The organism is Polaribacter aquimarinus, from assembly GCF_003129485.1.
Lineage (GTDB): Bacteria > Bacteroidota > Bacteroidia > Flavobacteriales > Flavobacteriaceae > Polaribacter > Polaribacter aquimarinus.
Window position 1 is genome coordinate 150628 of record NZ_QFFG01000002.1, and the last position, 19924, is coordinate 170551.

At 31.6% G+C, this 19924-nt stretch carries 18 protein-coding genes; 5 read left to right on the forward strand and 13 right to left on the reverse strand.

Annotation, left to right across the window (positions count from 1 at the left end):
• Positions 1 to 36: 36 nt before the first annotated feature.
• Complete coding sequence (gene trpS / locus DIS07_RS04145; RefSeq protein WP_109404543.1) at positions 37 to 1005, forward strand: tryptophan--tRNA ligase; 969 nt, start codon at positions 37 to 39, stop codon at positions 1003 to 1005.
• A gap of 71 nt (positions 1006 to 1076) precedes the next feature.
• Here trpS and DIS07_RS04150 read toward each other — a convergent pair whose 3' ends face one another.
• The 13 genes from DIS07_RS04150 to trhO form a co-directional block, all read right to left on the reverse strand.
• Positions 1077 to 1577: a DUF1761 domain-containing protein gene (locus tag DIS07_RS04150; RefSeq protein WP_109403977.1), complete on the reverse strand. Its 501-nt coding sequence runs from the start codon at positions 1575 to 1577 to the stop codon at positions 1077 to 1079.
• Between the two features lie 76 nt (positions 1578 to 1653).
• Positions 1654 to 2232: a hypothetical protein gene (locus DIS07_RS04155; protein WP_146190707.1), complete on the reverse strand. Its 579-nt coding sequence runs from the start codon at positions 2230 to 2232 to the stop codon at positions 1654 to 1656.
• 50 nt (positions 2233 to 2282) lie between these two features.
• Entirely contained in the window at positions 2283 to 3266 is a 984-nt protein-coding gene (locus tag DIS07_RS04160; protein ID WP_109403979.1) for a DUF4837 family protein, read from the reverse strand.
• A gap of 4 nt (positions 3267 to 3270) precedes the next feature.
• Positions 3271 to 4794: a lytic transglycosylase domain-containing protein gene (locus tag DIS07_RS04165; protein ID WP_109403980.1), complete on the reverse strand. Its 1524-nt coding sequence runs from the start codon at positions 4792 to 4794 to the stop codon at positions 3271 to 3273.
• 4 nt (positions 4795 to 4798) lie between these two features.
• Complete coding sequence (locus tag DIS07_RS04170; RefSeq protein ID WP_109403981.1) at positions 4799 to 5560, reverse strand: exodeoxyribonuclease III; 762 nt, start codon at positions 5558 to 5560, stop codon at positions 4799 to 4801.
• Positions 5561 to 5648: 88 nt separating this feature from the next.
• Positions 5649 to 6305 (reverse strand): 3-oxoacid CoA-transferase subunit B, encoded by a 657-nt coding sequence (locus DIS07_RS04175; RefSeq protein ID WP_109403982.1) that lies wholly within the window; start codon positions 6303 to 6305, stop codon positions 5649 to 5651.
• A gap of 2 nt (positions 6306 to 6307) precedes the next feature.
• Positions 6308 to 7009: a CoA transferase subunit A gene (locus tag DIS07_RS04180; protein ID WP_109403983.1), complete on the reverse strand. Its 702-nt coding sequence runs from the start codon at positions 7007 to 7009 to the stop codon at positions 6308 to 6310.
• 73 nt (positions 7010 to 7082) lie between these two features.
• Complete coding sequence (locus DIS07_RS04185; RefSeq protein ID WP_109403984.1) at positions 7083 to 9362, reverse strand: penicillin-binding protein 1A; 2280 nt, start codon at positions 9360 to 9362, stop codon at positions 7083 to 7085.
• A 65-nt stretch (positions 9363 to 9427) separates the two neighbouring features.
• Positions 9428 to 9928 carry a gliding motility lipoprotein GldH gene (locus DIS07_RS04190; protein WP_109403985.1) on the reverse strand — a complete coding sequence of 167 codons (501 nt, stop codon included), beginning with the start codon at positions 9926 to 9928 and terminating at the stop codon, positions 9428 to 9430.
• Positions 9903 to 11264, reverse strand: coding sequence for a PSP1 domain-containing protein (locus DIS07_RS04195; RefSeq protein ID WP_109403986.1), 1362 nt, complete (start codon positions 11262 to 11264; stop codon positions 9903 to 9905). The genes DIS07_RS04190 and DIS07_RS04195 overlap by 26 nt, the downstream gene beginning before the upstream one ends.
• Positions 11265 to 11594: 330 nt before the next feature.
• Complete coding sequence (locus DIS07_RS04200; RefSeq protein ID WP_109403987.1) at positions 11595 to 11825, reverse strand: ferredoxin; 231 nt, start codon at positions 11823 to 11825, stop codon at positions 11595 to 11597.
• The gene (locus tag DIS07_RS04205) at positions 11825 to 13072 is read right to left on the reverse strand and encodes a peptidase U32 family protein (protein WP_109403988.1); all 1248 of its coding nucleotides are present in this window, start codon (positions 13070 to 13072) and stop codon (positions 11825 to 11827) included. The genes DIS07_RS04200 and DIS07_RS04205 overlap by 1 nt, the downstream gene beginning before the upstream one ends.
• A gap of 4 nt (positions 13073 to 13076) precedes the next feature.
• Positions 13077 to 14108, reverse strand: a complete 1032-nt coding sequence (gene trhO, locus DIS07_RS04210; RefSeq protein WP_109403989.1) for an oxygen-dependent tRNA uridine(34) hydroxylase TrhO — start codon at positions 14106 to 14108, stop codon at positions 13077 to 13079.
• A gap of 219 nt (positions 14109 to 14327) precedes the next feature.
• Between trhO and pflB the strand changes: the two genes are divergently transcribed.
• From pflB to DIS07_RS04230, 4 genes are all read left to right on the forward strand, one after another.
• Positions 14328 to 16580: a formate C-acetyltransferase gene (pflB, locus tag DIS07_RS04215; protein WP_109403990.1), complete on the forward strand. Its 2253-nt coding sequence runs from the start codon at positions 14328 to 14330 to the stop codon at positions 16578 to 16580.
• Positions 16581 to 16733: 153 nt separating this feature from the next.
• Complete coding sequence (gene pflA / locus DIS07_RS04220) at positions 16734 to 17456, forward strand: pyruvate formate-lyase-activating protein (RefSeq protein WP_235869090.1); 723 nt, start codon at positions 16734 to 16736, stop codon at positions 17454 to 17456.
• Between the two features lie 11 nt (positions 17457 to 17467).
• Positions 17468 to 18727 (forward strand): L-lactate MFS transporter, encoded by a 1260-nt coding sequence (locus DIS07_RS04225; RefSeq protein ID WP_109403991.1) that lies wholly within the window; start codon positions 17468 to 17470, stop codon positions 18725 to 18727.
• Positions 18728 to 18928: 201 nt separating this feature from the next.
• A complete protein-coding gene (locus DIS07_RS04230; RefSeq protein WP_109403992.1) occupies positions 18929 to 19918 on the forward strand; it encodes an aspartate-semialdehyde dehydrogenase in 990 nt (329 codons plus the stop codon).
• Positions 19919 to 19924: the final 6 nt, after the last annotated feature.

Here is a 19924-nt window from a genome sequence, read left to right on the forward strand (position 1 = left end):
CTATCTTACATATATAAAAAAAGAGAAAATAAAATTATGTCTAGAGTTTTAACGGGTGTACAAAGTACTGGAACACCACATTTGGGAAATTTATTGGGTGCTATTTTACCTGCCATAGAAATGGCTAATAACCCAGAAAATGAAGCTTTTTTATTTATTGCAGATATGCATTCTTTAACACAAATTAAAGATGGAAATCAGCTAAGAGAAAATACTTATAGTACAGCTGCAACTTGGTTAGCATGTGGTTTAGACATTAATAAAACTGTTTTTTACAGGCAGAGTGATATTCCTCAAGTAACAGAATTATCTTGGTATTTGAGCTGCTTTTTCCCATACCAACGTTTAACATTAGCACACAGTTTTAAAGATAAAGCAGATCGTTTAGCAGATGTAAACTCTGGTTTATTTACCTATCCTATGTTAATGGCTGCTGATATTTTGTTGTATGATGCAGAAATTGTTCCTGTGGGAAAAGATCAATTACAACATTTAGAAATGACACGTGATGTTGCGAATAGATTAAATAATGTTGTTGGAGAAACTTTGGTAGCTCCAGAAGCAAAAATACAAGAACACACTAAATTAGTTCCTGGAACTGATGGAGAAAAGATGAGTAAATCTAGAAATAATATTATTAATATTTTCTTAGCTGATAAAAAGTTAAGAAAACAAATAATGAGTATTAAGACCGACAGTAAAGGTTTGGAAGAGCCAAAAGATCCTGATACTGATAATGTTTTTGCTTTGTATAAACTACTAGCTTCTGATGCTCAAATTGCAGAAATGAGAGCAAATTATGAAGGTGGAAATTACGGTTATGGGCATGCTAAACAAGCTTTATACGAATTAATTATAGATAAATTTACTACTGTTAGAGGACGTTATCATCATTTTATGGAAAACAAACATGAGATTGATGAAGCTTTACAACTTGGAGCAAAAAAGGCAACTCTAGTTGCCAATGATGTTTTGCATAGAGTTCGTGCTAAAGTTGGATATTAAACTAATCAAAATTTAAGTTTAGAAAAAAACCACGTTAATTGCGTGGTTTTTTTTAATTCATATACCTTGCATTATACCCATTGGCAGACAATTCCTCCCATTATTGCTAGTGTTACAATCCAATATCCTGCATTTATAGCAATGTATTTTGCACTTTTCTTTTCGAACATTGCAATAATAGCTAAGATTGGCAATACTAAAAACAATCCTAAAATAGAACCATGTAGCGCACCATGCTTAAAGGTTCTAAAACGGTCTCCATAAGTTTCCATATAATTATTAAAGTAAGTTGTAGCCTCTCCTGTTGCTCCTTCTGCAAAACCAGGTTCTCCCATTAAAGAAGAATAAACACCCCATTGGTGTATTACTAAAGTTTGTAAGATAAAAGCCAATAAGAAGCTAAAGATAAGACATAATATAAATATTTTTGTCATATTTTGACCTTCCATAGATTCTTTCGAGAATCCCATTTCTTTCATCCAAGCATTTCCAAATAGTGGTCCATACCAGACAAACCCCATTACTAAAGGGACTAAAGCTGCAATTGCAATAAATAAAATATTCATTTCCATGATAAAAAAGTTTTTGGTTGAATACCAAATATAAGAAATCTGAAATTGATGGTTAATATCTAGTAAAATTTACTTACTACCTTATTGTCTGTTTGTACAAATTCTGAAAATACTCTTCTTTCCTTTTTCTATTAATGAATAAAGTTTTGAGCTCAATAAACTCTCTTTCAGTCAAATTTTCTCTTAAATGAGAATAATCATTTTTATGAAATTCATCAAAAGTAAAAAAAGAAAGGTATTCATTTAACATAAGACTACTTCCTACACAACCCATTTGAAAATGAACAAAAGCTATACTATCGTTTAAAGCTCTTTTTAGAAGTTGAAATTTTAATTTCTTGTTCTTTCTTAAAAGTGCTTGATAACTTAACCCTTTTACTGTACCATCTGGATAATCTAAAAGATTAGTCAATTCATAGTTAAAAGCATTTTTTGAAATCCATATTTGTCTATTAAACTGTACAGTTTCAATTTTCCCATTACCTCTACTTCCAAAAGATATCTGACCATAATTTTTTAAAGCTAAAACAGCATCTTTAATTTGTGGTCGAATTCCATTCCAATCAAAATTCCAAGATGAATCATAAGAACTAGAGAAACCATATGTAAATAAAATAAATATTAACAAAAAAATGGGCAAAAATCTAGAACCCATAATTTTTGCAGGCGTTTTGTTTCGTTGATATTTTCTTTTAAAAAACACTTTTACTGAATCTTCATCGACTTCGCAATTGCTTCTAGTTCAAACAAAAATGCTCTTTTATTTACAGAAGGTGCATAAGTAAATCCTTCAAAAACTACTAGTCTATTGTTCTTTTTATCAATTACAGTATAATTTAAAAAAGGCCCTGCCATAAAATCGTTTTTAACTTCCCACTTTCCACGTGTTTCAAATGCTTTTTTTCCGTCAATAATTGCATCAAAAGTAGATGGTGTATAGGCTTCTTCTGTAATCATATGCATTGTTTCTGGGTCTGAACCTGGAATATATTTCTTACCAATTCTATTTCTTACAGCAACGATACTATCTGATACAGTAGTTTCATTTTCTAATGGAACTGAATACACCAAGATATTATTACTACCTGTTTTAGCAATACCACTTTTTAAATGTTGACGTAACCATAGAAAATCTCCAGTATCGTCTACTGTATTAAACTTTTTATGTATAGTTAATGAAATCCCTAATTTTTGAAGGGTTTTATATTGAGTATCATCTAATTTTGTTTTTTTAAACTGTGTTTGTAGCATCTTAATATCTGCATCTAAAAAAGTATCTATAATTTCTTTTTGGTGTTTTTGAAATACCTTTATAACACTTTCTTTATCCTTACCATAAACATAAACTACCGTTTGAGGTTGAGCATAAACATTATTTTTTATAAAAAACTTATCTTCATCACTAACGCCAATAATCATAATATTTCTAGAAACTTTCATCATTTTTCCAAATCCGTTAGGAGCAATTTGAGAAACTGACAGTGTAGGTTCTGGTTGAGGTAAACCAACAACTAACTCGCCAAAAGAGTTTCGAATTTCTTTCCCAATATCTCCGTCCCATGAATTAATGTCTGTAACAACCATTACTTTATTCACTTTCCCTACAGAGCCTCTTAACACAAACTTATCATTACCTCCACAAGAAAACAAAAGAAAAGTAACTGCTATTAAAGAATATATTTTTTTCATAAGATTAACTTTTAAATATTTTAAGTTTAGTTCCAGGTTTTAAATCTTTAGCACTCCAAATATTGTTCCATTTTTTTAGTTTGTCCACAGAAACATTTTTAAATTTTTGAGAAATACTCCAAAGTGAGTCTCCTTTTTGAACAATATAAATTTCGTGCTTTCCTTTTTTTCCTGAATTACTGGATAGACCTTTATCTCTTTTAACTATTGGTTTACTTGTAGAAAAAGGAACTTTTTTTGGATAAATATACAATCGCTGCCCTATGCTTAAACGACTTGTTTTTAAACGATTCCATCGTTTTAAATCGCTTACACGCACACCATATCTGTTGGCTACCTTACCTAAAAAATCTCCACTTTTAACGCTGTAACGAATACGTTTATCCATTTCAAAGTATTTAGCCAAAGGTTTTTCTCTTTTAGCATCGTCTGCTTCTGCTAATGCATACAATTCTTTTTCTTTATTTAAAAAAGAAATCACTTTTGTGATTGGTAACCTTAACGCATAATTTCTTCCTTCTACAAAAGGAATAATATTTAATTTATATTCCGGGTTTAAAAAAGTTAATACTTCTTCATCAACTCCTATAGTTTCTGTAATTTGATCAAAACTAAGGGTTCTTTTTATTCGAATTGTATCTGTTTGAAAACTAAAAAGCTTCGGTAATTCTGAATAAATTCTATGTTCATTAGCATATTCGAAAATATACATTGTTGCATAAAAAGCTGGAACATAACCTGCCGTTTCTCTTGGTAAAAAAGGTCTAATATTCCAATAATTTTTATATCCGCCAGATCGTTTTATCGCTTTTGTTACATTTCCTGGTCCAGAATTGTATGCTGCCAAAGCCAAATCCCAATCTCCAAAAATTTTGTACAACTGACTTAAATATTTACAGGCAGCAATAGTTGATTTTACAGGATTATATCGTTCATCAACATAAGAGCTCACTTTTAAATCGAACTGTTTCCCTGTACCATACATAAATTGCCATAACCCAGATGCTCCAACTCTTGACCTAGCTCTAGGCTTTAAAGCAGATTCTACTATAGCTAAATATTTCATTTCTAAAGGAATATCATATTGATCTAGATATTGCTCAAACATCGGAAAATAATATTTTGCTTTCGCGATTAATGCTGGATAATATTTTTTTCGATACAATAAATAACTATTAATTACCTTTTCTAAAGAGGGATTATACCCTAAATTAAAAGGTGTACTTTGGTTTAAATTAGAGAGACGTTTTTTTAATAAACCTGTTGTAACTGCTGTTTTTGTATTTCCAATAATATCCTTATCGTTAATAATATACTCCAAAGTATCTATTAAATCTGAATCAAATTTATCTTCAATTAGCAAACTATCTATTGTTCTTAAATCTTCATCAGAAAATAAATCGGGCGCAATTATTTTTATAGAATCATTAGTAATGAATAGGGAATCTTTTTTAAGAATTTGGATACTGTCTTTCTCTTGCGAAAAAAATGAAATTGTAAAAAATAAGAAGGGGAAAAACTTTTTCATAATCTTAAAAATCCAGTTCTAAAGCAATTGGACAATGATCTGAGTGTTTTGCTTCTGGTAAAATATAGGCTCTGGTAATCTTATCTTTTAAAGGTTTTGTAACCATCGCATAATCTAAACGCCAACCCTTATTGTTTGCTCTTGCATTGGCTCTGTAACTCCACCAAGAATATTCTCGTTTATCAGGATTTAGATATCTGAAACTATCTACAAATCCGCTTTGAATAAACTCTCCAATCCATTGACGTTCTTCTGGTAAAAACCCTGAAACTCCTTTCATTTTTGGATTATGAATATCCATTTCTTCGTGACAAATATTGTAATCTCCACAGATTACTAAATTTGGAATTTCTTTTCTTAAATTATTGATATATACTTGAAATTCATCCATATAATTTAGCTTGAAGTTCAACCTATCTAAGTTTGTTCCAGATGGTAAATAGAGACTCATTATAGAAACATTATCATAATCTACACGTAAATTTCTACCTTCAAAATCCATAGTTTCAATTCCTGTACCGTATTCGATATGATTTGGTTTTTCTTTGCAAAAAATAGCTACTGAAGAATAACCTTTTTTTTGAGCTGAAAACCAATAATGAAAAGGGTATCCAGCTTCTTCAAATAGTGTCAAATCAAGTTGTTCTTTATGAGCTTTGGTTTCTTGTATACAAATTACATCTGGATTAGCAGCTTGTAACCAGTCTAAAAAACCTTTTTTTAGTGCTGCTCTAATTCCGTTTACGTTGTATGATATTATTTTCATATTTATTTTATCTTAAAGAAGAAACCTCTTTCTTAAATATTTTTTTAGTTCTAGCCTAGACTCTAACTGTTAAAAACATTTAAAAAAATTAAACGTCCATTTCTGGTATTTCTCCATTTACAATTAAAGTGCCTTCTGTTGCATTTTGAATTTCTTCTACAGTAACTCCTGGAGCTCTTTCTAATAAATGAAAAGCACTATTTTTAACTTCAATCACAGCTAAATTGGTTACGATTTTTGTTACGCAACCAACACCAGTTAAAGGCAAAGAGCATTTTTTTAGCAATTTAGATTCGCCTCTTTTATTGGTGTGCATCATCGCTACAATAATGTTTTCTGCAGATGCCACTAAATCCATAGCACCACCCATACCTTTTACCATTTTCCCGGGAATTTTCCAATTGGCAATATCTCCATTCTCAGCAACTTCCATGGCTCCTAAAATGGTTAAGTGAACGTGTTTACCTCTAATCATCGAAAAACTTGTTGCAGAATCAAAAAAACTAGCTCCTGGCATTGTAGTTATCGTTTGCTTACCAGCATTTATAATATCTGCATCTTCTTCACCTTCAAAAGGAAAAGGACCCATACCTAAAACACCATTTTCAGACTGAAACTCAACTTCTATATCATCTCTCACATAATTAGCCACTAATGTTGGAATACCGATTCCTAAATTTACATAAAATCCATCTTGAACTTCTTGAGCTATTCGCTTTGCGATTCCGTTTTTATCTAAAGCCATAACTATTGTTTTTGTCTTACTGTTCGTTGTTCAATTCTTTTCTCGTAGTGCTTTCCTTGAAATATTCTTTGTACAAATATTCCAGGAATATGAATATTATTTGGGTTTAATTCTCCAACTAGAACAAGCTCTTCTACTTCTGCGACAGTAATTGTTGCAGCTCCACACATGTTTGGATTAAAGTTTCTTGAAGTTCCTTTAAAAACTAAATTCCCAGCAGCATCTCCTTTCCAAGCTTTTACAAAAGCAAAATCTGCTTTAAAAGCCGGTTCTAAAACATACATTTTTCCATCAAACTCTCTTGTTTCTTTTCCTTCTGCAACTTCAGTTCCATAACCTGCTGGTGTGTAAAATGCAGGAAAACCTGCTTGAGCTGCCCTACATTTTTCTGCTAAAGTTCCTTGAGGAGTTAACTCGACCTCTAATTCTCCTGATAACATTTGGCGTTCAAATTCATCATTTTCACCTACATATGAAGATATCATTTTTTTAATTTGTTTATTTTGCAATAAAAGTCCTAATCCAAAATCATCTACACCAGCATTATTAGAAATACAAGTTACCTCTCTTATATCTAATCTCACCAATTCTGATATTGCATTTTCTGGAATACCACATAAACCAAAACCGCCTAACATTAATGTCATTCCACTTTTTACACCTTGTAAAGCTTCTTGTACATTGTCTACTTTTTTGTTTATCATATTTATTGTTTTATGGTGAATAAAAATAATAAGATTCTAAAAATAAGTTTAAAATAATGCTCCTAATAAAACCTTAAAAATCTGTATCTTCTTCTAAAATTTGCTCTTTTTTGACATCTTCTTTCTCATCCTTATTATCACCACAATTAATATTAATTGTAAGATTTTCTGGTTTTTCGAAATCTTCTTTACTAACACTCAAGGTTTTATCAGCATAACATTTTTGCATAAATAAAGCCCAAGAAGGTAATGACATTGTTGCTCCTTGACCTTTGGTAATACCTGCAAAATGTGTTGCTCTATCTTCTCCACCTGTCCAAACTCCAGTTGCTAAATTGGGTACAATTCCCATAAACCAACCATCAGATTGATTCTGAGTTGTTCCAGTTTTTCCAGCTATTGGATTATCAAATTTATAAGGATGACCTGTAACATAATCTGGTTTTTTCCAAGGTAAACGCAAACGAACACCAGATCCAGATTGTGTTACTCCTTTTAATAAATCTAAAATCACGTAAGCAGATTCCTCACTTAAAACCTCTTTGGTTTTTGGAGTAAATTCTTGTAAAACTGTTCCGTTTTTATCTTCTATTCTTGTTAAAATCATTGGCTCTACTCGTAGTCCTTTATTGGCAAAAGTAGAGTAAGCACTTACCATTTCTATCAATGATAAATCTACAGAACCTAATGCTATAGAAGGATTCGCCTGAATCTCACTTTCTATTCCAGAAGATTTTGCCAAACGAACAACATTCTCTGGTGATACCATATCTATTAATCTTGCAGACATCGTATTTATAGAACCAGCTAAACCATCTTTTAAGGTTAACATTCCTCCATACTTGTCATCAGAATTCTTAGGAGTCCATTCTTTTGGGATTCCATATTTTCCTTTAGGAATTGTATAGGGTGTATTTGGATATTCATCACAGGGAGACATTTTTAATTGATTGATAGCTGTTGCATAAACAAAGGGTTTAAAAGTTGAACCTACTTGTCTTTTTTGTTGAGCAACCGCATCATATTTAAAGTGTTTGTTATCAATACCACCTACCCAAGCTTTTATATGACCTGATTGAGGTTCTATTGATAATAATCCTGAGCGTAAGAAATATTTATAGTATCTTATTGAATCATTAGGAGACATGATAGTGTCAATATTTCCTTTCCAAGAGAACACACTCATTTTTGTTTTTTTATTGAAAATTTTATCAATTTCCTTTTCTGATTTACCAGCTAATTTTAATCGCTTATACCTATCTGAGTTTTTCTTTGCTCTAATTATTATTGTATTAATTTCACTTTTATCTAAATCATAAAAAGGTGCTGTTTTATTTCTTTTTTGTTCTTTAAAAAAATATTTTTGAAGATTAGACATATGTTCTTGAATGGCTTCTTCTGCATATTTTTGCATCCTAGAATCTATAGTTACATAAATCTTTAATCCGTCTCTAAAAATATTGTATTGTTCTCCATTTGGTTTTGGGTTTTCTTTTACCCATTTTCTTAAAACTTTTTGTAAATGCGTTCTAAAATAAGTTGCATAACCATCACTATGACCTTCTCTATGAATATCTAAACCCAACTCTAATTTTTGTAAAGAATCTTTTTCTTGAAGTGTAATAAACTCACTTCTATTCATTTGTTTTAAAACTACATTTCTACGTTGTTTTACTCTTTCTTCTCTTCGTAAAGGATTGTAAAGCGACGAGTTTTTTAACATACCAACCAACATTGCAGATTCTTCTATATCTAAATCTTTAGGTTCTTTACCAAAATAAATACGTGCTGCAGAACGAATACCAACTGCCCGATTTAAAAAGTCGTACTTATTTAAGTACATTGTTAGAATTTCATTTTTGGTATATTGTCTTTCTAATTTAGTAGCTACCACCCATTCTTTTACCTTTTGACCCAATCTTAAAAAGATATTTCTAGAAGCTCTACCAGTAAATAACATTTTTGCTAATTGCTGAGTAATTGTACTTGCTCCTCCACTACCTGGTTTTAAAACGGCTCTTGCTGTACTATAAAAATCGATACCAGAATGTTCGTAAAAACGTTCGTCTTCAGTTGCTACTAATGCATTAACTATATTTTGTGGTAAATCTTTATATTTTATAGGAGTTCTATTTTCTGTTGCGTATTTTCCTAACGTTTTTCCATCGGCAGAAATAACTTCAGTTGCTAAATTATTTTCCGGGTTTTCTAATTCTTCAAAAGTGGGTAATGCTCCTAAAAAACCCCATGAAGCAAATAAAAATAATAGTATTATAAATGAGAATCCTCCAAGGACAAACATCCAAAACCATTTTATATATTTTTTAAAATTTGTTGTTTTCTTTTTTGTCATTTTAATTTAGTTTTTCGACATAGTCGAAATTTCATATTTTTTATCATTTCCGTGAAATCGAGAATCTAATCTAATTTTTCGATGCTAAAACCAACATCTTGGATTCCTTTTAAATGTCCAATCGGATTAACTTCTCCATTTTTTCGCATAGCATGACGCACAGTAAACATGTATTGTCCAGTAACAGGAAACGTCTTTTCTTCTTTGTAGAATAATTTATTATCTTTTATTTCTGTATAACCTGAGCCTAAAAACTCTCCAGTTTCATTTGCCATTTCATATTGCAAAGTATCTATTATTACAGTTCCATTTGGAAAATTCAATTCTGTAATTAAATACAAATTGCTAAACTCATAGCTGTTATTATTTCTAATATTGATAAAAAGATTTTTCTGCGAAAGGGTATCTATTACATTAAACTCAAAGTAAACTTTTTCATTTGTTTTCCAACCTTCTGTGCCTATTGATTTATATTGATTAAAATCAGTTTTATCATCACAAGAAAATATCAAAAAAAGAAATCCTAAAAAAAAAGAAAGTCTATTTCTTTTCAGAATTGTTGCCATTTTGGTTGTTATTATTGTTGCGATTTCTGTTATTCCTTCTTGGTTTGTTATTCTTTTTAACCTCTCCTTTTTGGGTACTTTGATTCCCTTTTTGTTTGATTTTCTGTTGATTACTCTGCTTATTCCCTTGAGGTTTTCTTTTTTGATTTGGTTTCTGCTGATTATTATTTGCGCCAACAACAGGTTTTTTCTTTCTTTTATTTCTGTTATTTCTATTTCGTTTGCTTTTCTTTGGCGCATCAAAACGAGTTAAACTATCTTGACCAACTGCATCCTCAAAATCAACTTTTTCTGGAATTACAACATCAGATTCGTATTCTTCTAACGTAGCAGATTTCTCATTATTTTTATTCAGTTCTATAATTTCTAAAACTTGTTCTAAAGTAAGTCTAAACCATTTAAAACGCTCTTCTTTATATGTGTACCAAAGATGATTTTTAAAAATATCCATTTTTACAAAAACAGCTTCTCCTTTTTCTGTTTTTAAAACCACGTCTTGTTTTGGAAATGGTTTTAAAGCATCTAAATAGGTATCTAACTCAAAATTTAAACAACATTTAAGCTTTCCACATTGTCCTGCTAACTTTAATGGATTCAATGATAATTGTTGATAACGAGCAGCAGAAGTAGTAACTTTTCTAAAATCTGTCAGCCAAGTAGAACAACACAATTCTCTACCACAAGAACCCACACCACCTAATCTAGCGGCTTCCTGTCTTGCACCTACTTGTTTCATTTCTACCCGAATAGAAAATGCACTTGCTAAATCTCTAATTAACTGTCTAAAGTCTACTCTTGCGTCTGCTGTGTAATAAAAAGTAGCTTTGTTACCATCTCCTTGAAACTCTACATCAGACAATTTCATTTGTAGACCTAAGCGTCCTAAAATTTCTCTTCCTCTACGTTGTGTTTCTTCTTCTCTTGCTCTGGCCTTTTGCCAAATATCAATATCTTTTTGGGTTGCTTTCCTATAGATTTTCTTTACATCTTCACTATCTGAAGAAACCTCACGTTTCTTCATTTGTACTTTCACCAATTCTCCAGCTAAAGAAACTGTTCCAATATCATGACCAGGATTTCCTTCTACAGCCACAATGTCTCCCATTGTGATTGGCAAATTATCTGGATTTTTATAAAAATGCTTTCTACCGTTTTTAAATCGGACTTCAAAAATGTTAAATCTTTCTTGTCCACTTGGTAACGTCATATTAGACAACCAATCGAAAACGGCTAATTTATTGCTACCGCTTCCGCAAGTTCCTGTTCCGCAATTACCATTACTTTTACACCCTCTTGGTACTCCGTTTTCTGTTGTACCGCAACTTCCACATGCCATGTAAGTAAATATATTATATCGTTTTTAGATTTTAGCTATTAGTTTTTAGTGATAAGACTAAAAAACACCTTCTAAAAGTTAAAAAACTTTTGATTCATAAATTGATTATCAAGTTGATAGAAATTAACAACTTAACAAAGTCTAATTCGTAAATATACGTATTCTTAAAGAATGAAAAAATAGATTATTAAAAGTTATCTCAACTCTTTTTATTTAACAACACAACAAATATAGTTTTAAAGACTAGCCATTAAATCTTGACTTTAGAATTTGTATGAATAGAATTAGAATTAGTGTTAAACTTTGTTATTTGTGTTAAGAAACAGGGTTTTATATTCTTTTTACTTCAATAATTTTAACAGGGCATGCTTTTTTGGCTTCCACTGAGGTGTCAAAAATAGATTCATCAAAAGATTTTATAGTGAAAAAGCCTTTTTTTTCTATAGCATGTAATAAGACCGTTTTGCCGTCTTTTTTTGACATTTGAAATTGTTCTGGCGCTAACTCTACACAGTAATTGCAGCCAATACATTTATTTCTTTGAAGTGTAATAACAACCATTAATTCTGAGAAAATTCTGTTTTTACAATTTTATACAACTTGTCTGAACGTCTGATTTTGAAATCGAGTTTCATAGTAACCTCATCTCCTTTTGTGGCTTTCTCAGAAGGTTTATCGTTTACAAACATTTCTTTCAATTCCATTTCTTTGGCACCCGTTGTTGGTCCCGTAATTAAAATCGTATCACCAACATTAACATCATAAGCATCTATCTTGAACTGCCCAATTTTTGCTTTGTCAAAATAATGTTCTCCTTTACCTAAATATACTTTCTTTTGTGTGGCATGAGACCCAGATTCTTTACTCCATTCTCCTAGTTTTTGTCCTAGATAATACCCATTCCAAAAACCACGATTGTAGACTTTTTCTAATTCTTGCATCCATGAAATTACTTTTTCTTTATTGTAGGTTTCGTTTGCAAGACTATCAATAGCATCTCTATAACATTTGATTACTTTAGCTACATATTCTGGAGCTCTACCTCTACCTTCAATTTTTAAAACTTTAATACCTGCATCAGCTACTTTGTCTAAAAAATCGATTGTGCATAAGTCTTTTGGAGACATAATATATTCATTATCCAACTCCATTTCAAAGCCAGTTTCTTGATCGATAACTGTATATTTTTTTCTGCAATTTTGTTTACAAGCACCTCTATTTGCAGATGAATTTGCTGAATGCAAACTCATGTAACATTTCCCAGAAACGGCCATACACAAAGCTCCATGACCAAAAATCTCTATCTCAACCAATCTTCCAGAAGGTCCTTTTATTTGCTCTTTTTCTATTTGCTGGGTTATTTTTTTTACTTGACGTAAACTCAACTCTCTACTCAATACTATAGTATCTGCAAATAGTGCGTAAAACTTTACAGTTTCTATATTTGTGATATTAATTTGTGTAGAAATATGCACCTCCATTTGTTGTTCTCTAGCCATAGCAATTACTGCTTGATCCATAGCAATTACAGCGGTAATATTTGCTTCCTTTGCTTTTTTAATCAAGGTTTTTACGATGGATAAATCATGATCGTATACAATAGTATTTAGCGTTAAATAGGTACGAACATTTTTGGCAATACACCTTTTAGAAATCTCTTCTAAATCGTCTAAGGTAAAATTGATAGATGCTCTTGCACGCATGTTAAGTTGTTCAACTCCAAAATAAATAGAATCACAACCATTGTCTAAAGCAGCTTGTAAACTTTCGAAGTTGCCTGCAGGTGCCATTAATTCAATCTTTTGCATCTTCTTAGTTTTTGAATTTCAATTTTTCTGAACGTCCTTTTTTAAAAATCTTATTGCTATTCCCTTTACCTTTTCGCAATTCTTTTTGCTCTTCATAAGACAAATGAATAATTTCTTGACAATCTGTAGAACATGTATTTTCCATTTTTTCTGAGCATTCATCACACTGAATAAACAACAAATGACAGGCTTCGTTAGCACAATTGGTGTGCGTATCGCATGGTTTTCCACATTGATGGCAATTAGCAATAACATCTTCAGAAATTTTTTCTGCCCTTCTATGATCAAACACAAAATTCTTTCCCAAAAACTTATTCTCTAAACCTTCTTCTTTTACCTGACGTGTATATTCAATAATACCGCCTTCTAATTGAAAAACATTTTTAAACCCTCTATGTTTATAATAAGCAGATGCTTTCTCACAACGAATACCACCAGTGCAATACATTAACAAATTTTTGTCTTCTTTGTGGTCTTTTAAATCTTCTTCTATAATATCTAATGAATCTCTAAAAGTATCTACATCAGGAGTTACTGCACCATCAAAATGGCCTATTTCACTTTCGTAATGATTACGCATATCCACACAAACCGTATCCGGATTCGCTAACATTTTATTAAATTCTTTAGCATTTAAATGCACACCTTTGTTGGTAACATCAAAAGTTTCATCATTTAAACCATCTGCAACAATTTTGTTACGAACCTTTACTTTTAGTTTTAAGAATGATTTATTATCATGCTCAATAGCAACATTCAACCGAATTCCTTTTAAAAAAGAAATACTATCTAATTGCTCTTTTAAGTCCAAAAAATTTTCTGAGGGAACCGAAATTTGGGCATTTATGCCTTCATAAGAAACATAAGTCCTTCCTAAAACGTCTAAAAGGTTCCATTCTAAAAATAATTTGTCTCTAAAAATCTGTGGGTTTTTTATTTGATGGTATTGATAAAAAGAAATAGTGATGCGATCTTTACCAGCTTCATCAATTAATGCAGCGCGTTCTTTAGCGCTTAACTTATTGTACAGTTGCATGCTATACGAATTAGGTTAAACTTATTTTTTTTTGCAAATGTAGTTATTTATTTAAAACAGTAATTACCAAGTTTTAACTTTCTCAAAATCAGACTTAAACTTACTACAACGATTTCTTAAATAATTTAAAAACCTAACTTTTATCATATTTTAAAAACGGTTTCAAAGGTAAATTTGTTATAGAATTTAGAATACATAAAATATTAAATACATAAAATCATGGAATTAGAGGCAATCTTAGAAAAACCACAAGAACAAGAATTTAAACAAGGTATCTGGAACACGAGTATTAATGTCAGAGATTTTGTTTTTAAGAACATAACTCCTTTTTATGGAGACGATACTTTTTTAGTTGGCCCAACTCAAAAAACCCAAAAACTTTGGGAAGTTTGTAAAGAGGGTATGAAACAAGAAAGACAAAACAATGGTGTACATTCAGTTGATACAGAAACTATTTCTGGAGTTGCTAGTTTTGGTGCAGGTTATATTGATAAAGAAAATGAAGTAATTGTTGGTTTACAAACCGATGGTTTACTAAAAAGAGCCATGAAGCCTTTTGGAGGTTACAAAGTAGTTCAAAAAGCACTACAGGAACATGGTTTAAAACCTAGTGAAGAAATTAATGAGTTATTTACAAAATATGTAAAAACACATAATGACGGTGTATTTGATGCCTACAATGCTGAAATTAGAAAATTCCGTTCTTTAGGATTTTTAACTGGATTACCAGATAACTATGCACGTGGAAGAATTATAGGTGATTATAGACGTGTTGCTTTATATGGTATTGATAAATTAATTGAAGTAAAAAAAGAAGACCTAAACAACATAGAAGGTCCGATGTCAGACGCAGTAATTCGACTAAGAGAAGAGGTTTCTGAGCAAATTAGAGCTTTAAAAGATATGATTACAATGGGTAATCATTATGGTTTAGAATTAAATCGTCCTGCGACTAATGCACAAGAAGCTGTTCAATGGACTTACATGGCGTATTTAGCGGCTGTAAAAGAACAAGATGGAGCTGCAATGTCTTTGGGTAATGTATCTACCTTCTTAGATATCTTTATTGAAAAAGATATTGAGAATGGTGTAATCACAGAAGATGAGGCGCAAGAATACATTGATCAATTCGTTATGAAGTTAAGAATGGTACGTCACTTACGTATGGCTGCCTATGATGAAATTTTTGCTGGAGACCCAACTTGGGTAACAGAGGCTATTGGTGGAATGTTAAATGATGGAAGAACAAAAGTTACTAAAACTGCGTATCGTTTCTTAAATACTTTATACAACTTAGGTCCATCACCAGAGCCAAATATTACAGTATTATGGTCTCCAACTTTACCTCAAAATTTTAAAAATTTCTGTGCTAAAGTTTCTATTGATACTTCTTCAATTCAATTTGAAAACGATGATTTAATGCGTGAGTTAAGAGGTTCTGATGATTATGGAATTGCTTGTTGTGTTTCGTATCAAGAAATAGGGAAACAAATTCAATTTTTTGGAGCAAGAACTAACTTAGCTAAAACACTATTATTAGCTATTAATGGTGGTAAATGTGAAATCACAGGAACTCAAATGGTAGATGGTATTGAACCTTGTACTTGCGAAGTATTGGATTTTGACAACGTGATGAAAAACTTTAAAATCGCGATGACTAAAGTAGCTAAAGTGTACAATGACGCAATGAATATCATTCATTATATGCACGACAAATATTACTACGAAAAAGCACAAATGGCTTTAATTGATACTAATCCAGAAATTAATATCGCATACGGTATTGCAGGTTTATCAATTGTAGCAGATTCTTTAGCAGCTATAAAATATGCCAAAGTTACTCCAATTAGAAATGAAGAAGGTTTAACTGTAGATTTTAAAATTGATGGTGATTTCCCTAAATATGGAAATGACGATGATAGAGTGGATATTTTCGCTCACAATGCTGTAGAAGACTTTAATAATGAATTAAAAAAGTTAAAAGTATACAAAGATGCAGACCCAACAATGTCCGTATTAACCATCACTTCTAATGTAGTTTATGGTAAGAAAACTGGAGCAACTCCAGATGGTAGAGCTTTAGGTGTTCCTTTTGCTCCTGGTGCAAACCCAATGCATGGGCGAGACACAAATGGTGCAATTGCTTCCTTAAACTCTGTAGCAAAAATTGATTACAAAGATTCTCAAGACGGAATCTCTAATACATTCTCTATTGTTCCTAAGTCTTTAGGAGCTACTAAAGAAGATAGAATAGACAACTTAGTAGCGTCTTTAAATGGTTATTTCGAACATGGTGCACAACACTTAAATGTTAATGTATTAGACAAAGAAACTTTATTAGATGCCATGGAGCATCCAGAAAACCACCCCCAATTAACTATAAGAGTTTCTGGATATGCTGTTAATTTTATTCGATTAACAAAAGAACAACAAATGGAAGTAATTTCACGTTCTTTCCACGGATCTATGTAGTCCTTTTATGTATTTTCTTAGGGGTTCAAAAAATAGAACTAACTCATTATCGAGTTCGCTTTTCAGGAAGAAAAGCACATCAAGTATTTTTTGAACCCCTTTCTTTTCCAATTAAAACTTAGCGTTATCAAAATAAAAGAGAACATATTAAATGTGCATTCGATAGAATCTTTTGGAACTCATGATGGTCCAGGGATTAGAATGGTGGTTTTTTTACAAGGATGTAAATTAAAGTGTCAATATTGTCATAATCCAGACACTATAGATACTCATGGAGGCGAAGAAATTCATATCGAAGATTTGGTAAAAAAAGCAGTAAATATGAAGTCCTATTTTGGTGATAAAGGCGGTGTAACTGTATCTGGAGGAGAACCTTTGTTACAAGCTCACAACTTAGTCCCTTTTTTTAAACGATTAAAAGAAGAAGGTATTCATACCAATTTAGATACCAATGGACGTTTATTAAATCATCCAGCAATAGAATTGTTAGACAATTATGCGGATTTGGTGATGCTAGATATAAAACATATGACTGAAGAAGGTTTTCGAAAAATTACTGGGGTCCAAAACAAGGAAACGACTTTTAATTTTGCGAAACACAGAGAAGCATCTGGCAAAAAAATGTGGTTACGTTATGTATTAATTCCAGGAATTACTAATACACCCGAACTATTGCATCAATTAGGAAATTATTTCAAAGATTATAAAACCATAGAACAAATAGAATTACAACCTTATCATAAATTAGGCATCCATAAATGGGAAGCTTTAGGATGGGAATATCAATTAAAAGGTGCTAGAGAAAACACCCAAGAAGAACTAAAGGAAGCATCAAGTATCTTGAGTAACTACTTTAAAAAAGTAAAAATTAACTAAAGAATTTTATTATGAATTCAAAAAAATTAAAAAACAGATGGCTTATTGCTGCATCAGCTGTGGGAATTCACATTTCTATTGGATCTGTATATGCTTATTCTGTAATGACAAACCCCGTAAAAGACGTATTTGAAGTCGAAGGAAGTGTGATAAAATGGGCATTTAAAATTGCTATTTTATTACTAGGATTATCAGCAGCTTTTTTAGGAAGATGGGTAGAAAAAGTGGGACCAAAAATTAGTGGAACTACTGCCGGAATTTTCTACGGAGTAGGAATATTAGGATCAGGGTTGGCTGTCCAAATAGAATCTTTATGGTTATTCTACTTGTGTTATGGTGTTATTGGTGGAATTGGTTTAGGTTTGGGATACATAACACCTGTAAGTACATTGGTAAAATGGTTTCCAGACAGACGTGGTTTAGCCACAGGAATGGCAATTATGGGTTTTGGTTTTGCAGCTTTAATTTTTGGTCCAGTTATGGCAAAATTATTTGAAACTGTTGGTGTTTCTAACGCTTTTTACATTTTAGGAATTATTTATATGATACTGATTTTATCATCGGCAAGGTATATAGAGAGACCACCTGTAGGTTATGTTCCTGAAGGATTTACTGCAGAAGAAGGTAAAACCATTAAAGAAGATATCTCTAATGTTACCGCAAATGAATCTTTGAAATCACCTCGTTTTTACTACATCTGGATTATGATGTTTATAAACATTGCCTGTGGTATTGCAATCATTTCTGCAGCAAGCCCAATGATGCAAGAAAAATTAGATTACACTCCAATGCAGGCAGCAGCAATAGTTGGTTTTATAGGAGTGTTTAATGGATTAGGAAGAATAACTTGGTCTACATTATCAGATTATTTAGGACGTGCAAATACCTTTATCATATTTTTTGCATTTCAAATTTTAGCCTTTTATTTCTTGCCAAAAATCGGAATTGAAAGTGTATTCTTAATTGTATTATTTACGGTAATCACCATGTATGGAGGTGGTTTTGCAACTTTACCCGCATTCTTAGGCGATTTATTTGGCACAAAACAATTAGGTGCAATTCACGGAATGGTTTTAGCGGCTTGGGGATTAGCTGGAGTTATTGGTCCAACTATTTACGATATGGTTAAAGAACAAACAGGTTCTTTAGATACAACCCTTATGATTTTTGCAGGATTATTTGTGGTCGCTTTAATTGTATCCATCTTAATGAAGATGTCAATCACAAAGTCTCAAAATTTAAAAAAACATAAATTAAGTATGGTAGCTTAATTTTTCTCAAATAATCATCGATTAATAACAAGAAACCTTTCAATATAATTTGAAAGGTTTTTCTTTTTAAAAGAAAAATTATATCAACTTGTTAAATTTTAAACATTACGAATTATATTGGTAAATTTTTTTCAAAATGATGGTCATAATCTTTTTTGTTAGCATCTTTGCACAACAATTAAAATCATTAAATATAAACTGATGAAAATAGCAGTAGTTGGTGCAACTGGAATGGTTGGCACAGTAATGTTAAAAGTATTAGAAGAACGTAATTTACCTATCACAGAATTAATTCCTGTGGCTTCAGCAAGATCTGCTGGTAAAAAATTATCTTATAAAGGAAATGACTACACCGTAGTTACATTAGAAGATGCTGTAAATATGAAACCTGATGTAGCCTTATTCTCTGCTGGAGGTGATACTTCTTTAGAATGGGCTCCAAAATTTGCAGAAGTAGGTACAACTGTTATCGATAATTCTTCTGCTTGGAGAATGGATCCAACTAAAAAATTAGTAGTTCCAGAAATTAATGGCGACGTATTAACTGCAGATGATAAAATTATTGCAAATCCAAACTGTTCTACAATTCAGTTAGTAATGGCTTTAGCTCCATTACACAAAAAATACAATATGAAACGTGTGGTAATTTCTACCTATCAATCTGTTTCTGGTACTGGTGTAAAAGCGGTTCAACAATTAGATAACGAAGAAGCTGGTATTGAAGGCGAAATGGCTTATCCTCATAAAATTGGTAGAAATGCATTACCACATTGTGATATTTTCTTAGAAAATGGATACACCAAAGAGGAAATGAAATTGGTTAAAGAACCTAAGAAAATTTTAAGAGATGATTCTTTTGCTGTAACTGCAACTGCAGTGCGTATTCCAACTGCTGGTGGACATTCTGAAGCTGTAAATGTTCAGTTTGAAAATGATTTTGATGTGGCAGAAGTTCGTCAAATTTTAAGTGAAACTCCTGGAGTTGTCGTTCAAGATGATTTGGCAAACAATATTTATCCAATGCCAGTGAATGCTCATGACAAAGATGAAGTTTTTGTAGGACGAATTAGACGCGATGAATCTCAAGAAAATACCTTAAATTTGTGGATTGTTGCAGACAACTTACGTAAAGGTGCTGCTACAAATACAGTTCAAATTGCCGAATATTTAGTGGAAAATAATTTGGTATAAAACAGA

Bases quoted from the DNA above. Each gene is read 5' to 3' on its own strand.
- trpS (WP_109404543.1), top strand. From the start codon at position 37: ATGTCTAGAGTTTTAACGGGTGTACAAAGTACTGGAACACCACATTTG.
- DIS07_RS04180 (WP_109403983.1), bottom strand. From the start codon at position 7,009: ATGATAAACAAAAAAGTAGACAATGTACAAGAAGCTTTACAAGGTGTA.
- DIS07_RS04170 (WP_109403981.1), bottom strand. From the start codon at position 5,560: ATGAAAATAATATCATACAACGTAAACGGAATTAGAGCAGCACTAAAA.
- trhO (WP_109403989.1), bottom strand. From the start codon at position 14,108: ATGCAACTGTACAATAAGTTAAGCGCTAAAGAACGCGCTGCATTAATT.
- DIS07_RS04165 (WP_109403980.1), bottom strand. From the start codon at position 4,794: ATGAAAAAGTTTTTCCCCTTCTTATTTTTTACAATTTCATTTTTTTCG.
- DIS07_RS04195 (WP_109403986.1), bottom strand. From the start codon at position 11,264: ATGGCATGTGGAAGTTGCGGTACAACAGAAAACGGAGTACCAAGAGGG.
- pflB (WP_109403990.1), top strand. From the start codon at position 14,328: ATGGAATTAGAGGCAATCTTAGAAAAACCACAAGAACAAGAATTTAAA.
- DIS07_RS04155 (WP_146190707.1), bottom strand. From the start codon at position 2,232: ATGGGTTCTAGATTTTTGCCCATTTTTTTGTTAATATTTATTTTATTT.
- DIS07_RS04150 (WP_109403977.1), bottom strand. From the start codon at position 1,577: ATGGAAATGAATATTTTATTTATTGCAATTGCAGCTTTAGTCCCTTTA.
- DIS07_RS04225 (WP_109403991.1), top strand. From the start codon at position 17,468: ATGAATTCAAAAAAATTAAAAAACAGATGGCTTATTGCTGCATCAGCT.
- DIS07_RS04175 (WP_109403982.1), bottom strand. From the start codon at position 6,305: ATGGCTTTAGATAAAAACGGAATCGCAAAGCGAATAGCTCAAGAAGTT.
- DIS07_RS04190 (WP_109403985.1), bottom strand. From the start codon at position 9,928: ATGGCAACAATTCTGAAAAGAAATAGACTTTCTTTTTTTTTAGGATTT.
- DIS07_RS04230 (WP_109403992.1), top strand. From the start codon at position 18,929: ATGAAAATAGCAGTAGTTGGTGCAACTGGAATGGTTGGCACAGTAATG.
- DIS07_RS04205 (WP_109403988.1), bottom strand. From the start codon at position 13,072: ATGCAAAAGATTGAATTAATGGCACCTGCAGGCAACTTCGAAAGTTTA.
- DIS07_RS04185 (WP_109403984.1), bottom strand. From the start codon at position 9,362: ATGACAAAAAAGAAAACAACAAATTTTAAAAAATATATAAAATGGTTT.
- DIS07_RS04160 (WP_109403979.1), bottom strand. From the start codon at position 3,266: ATGAAAAAAATATATTCTTTAATAGCAGTTACTTTTCTTTTGTTTTCT.
- DIS07_RS04200 (WP_109403987.1), bottom strand. From the start codon at position 11,825: ATGGTTGTTATTACACTTCAAAGAAATAAATGTATTGGCTGCAATTAC.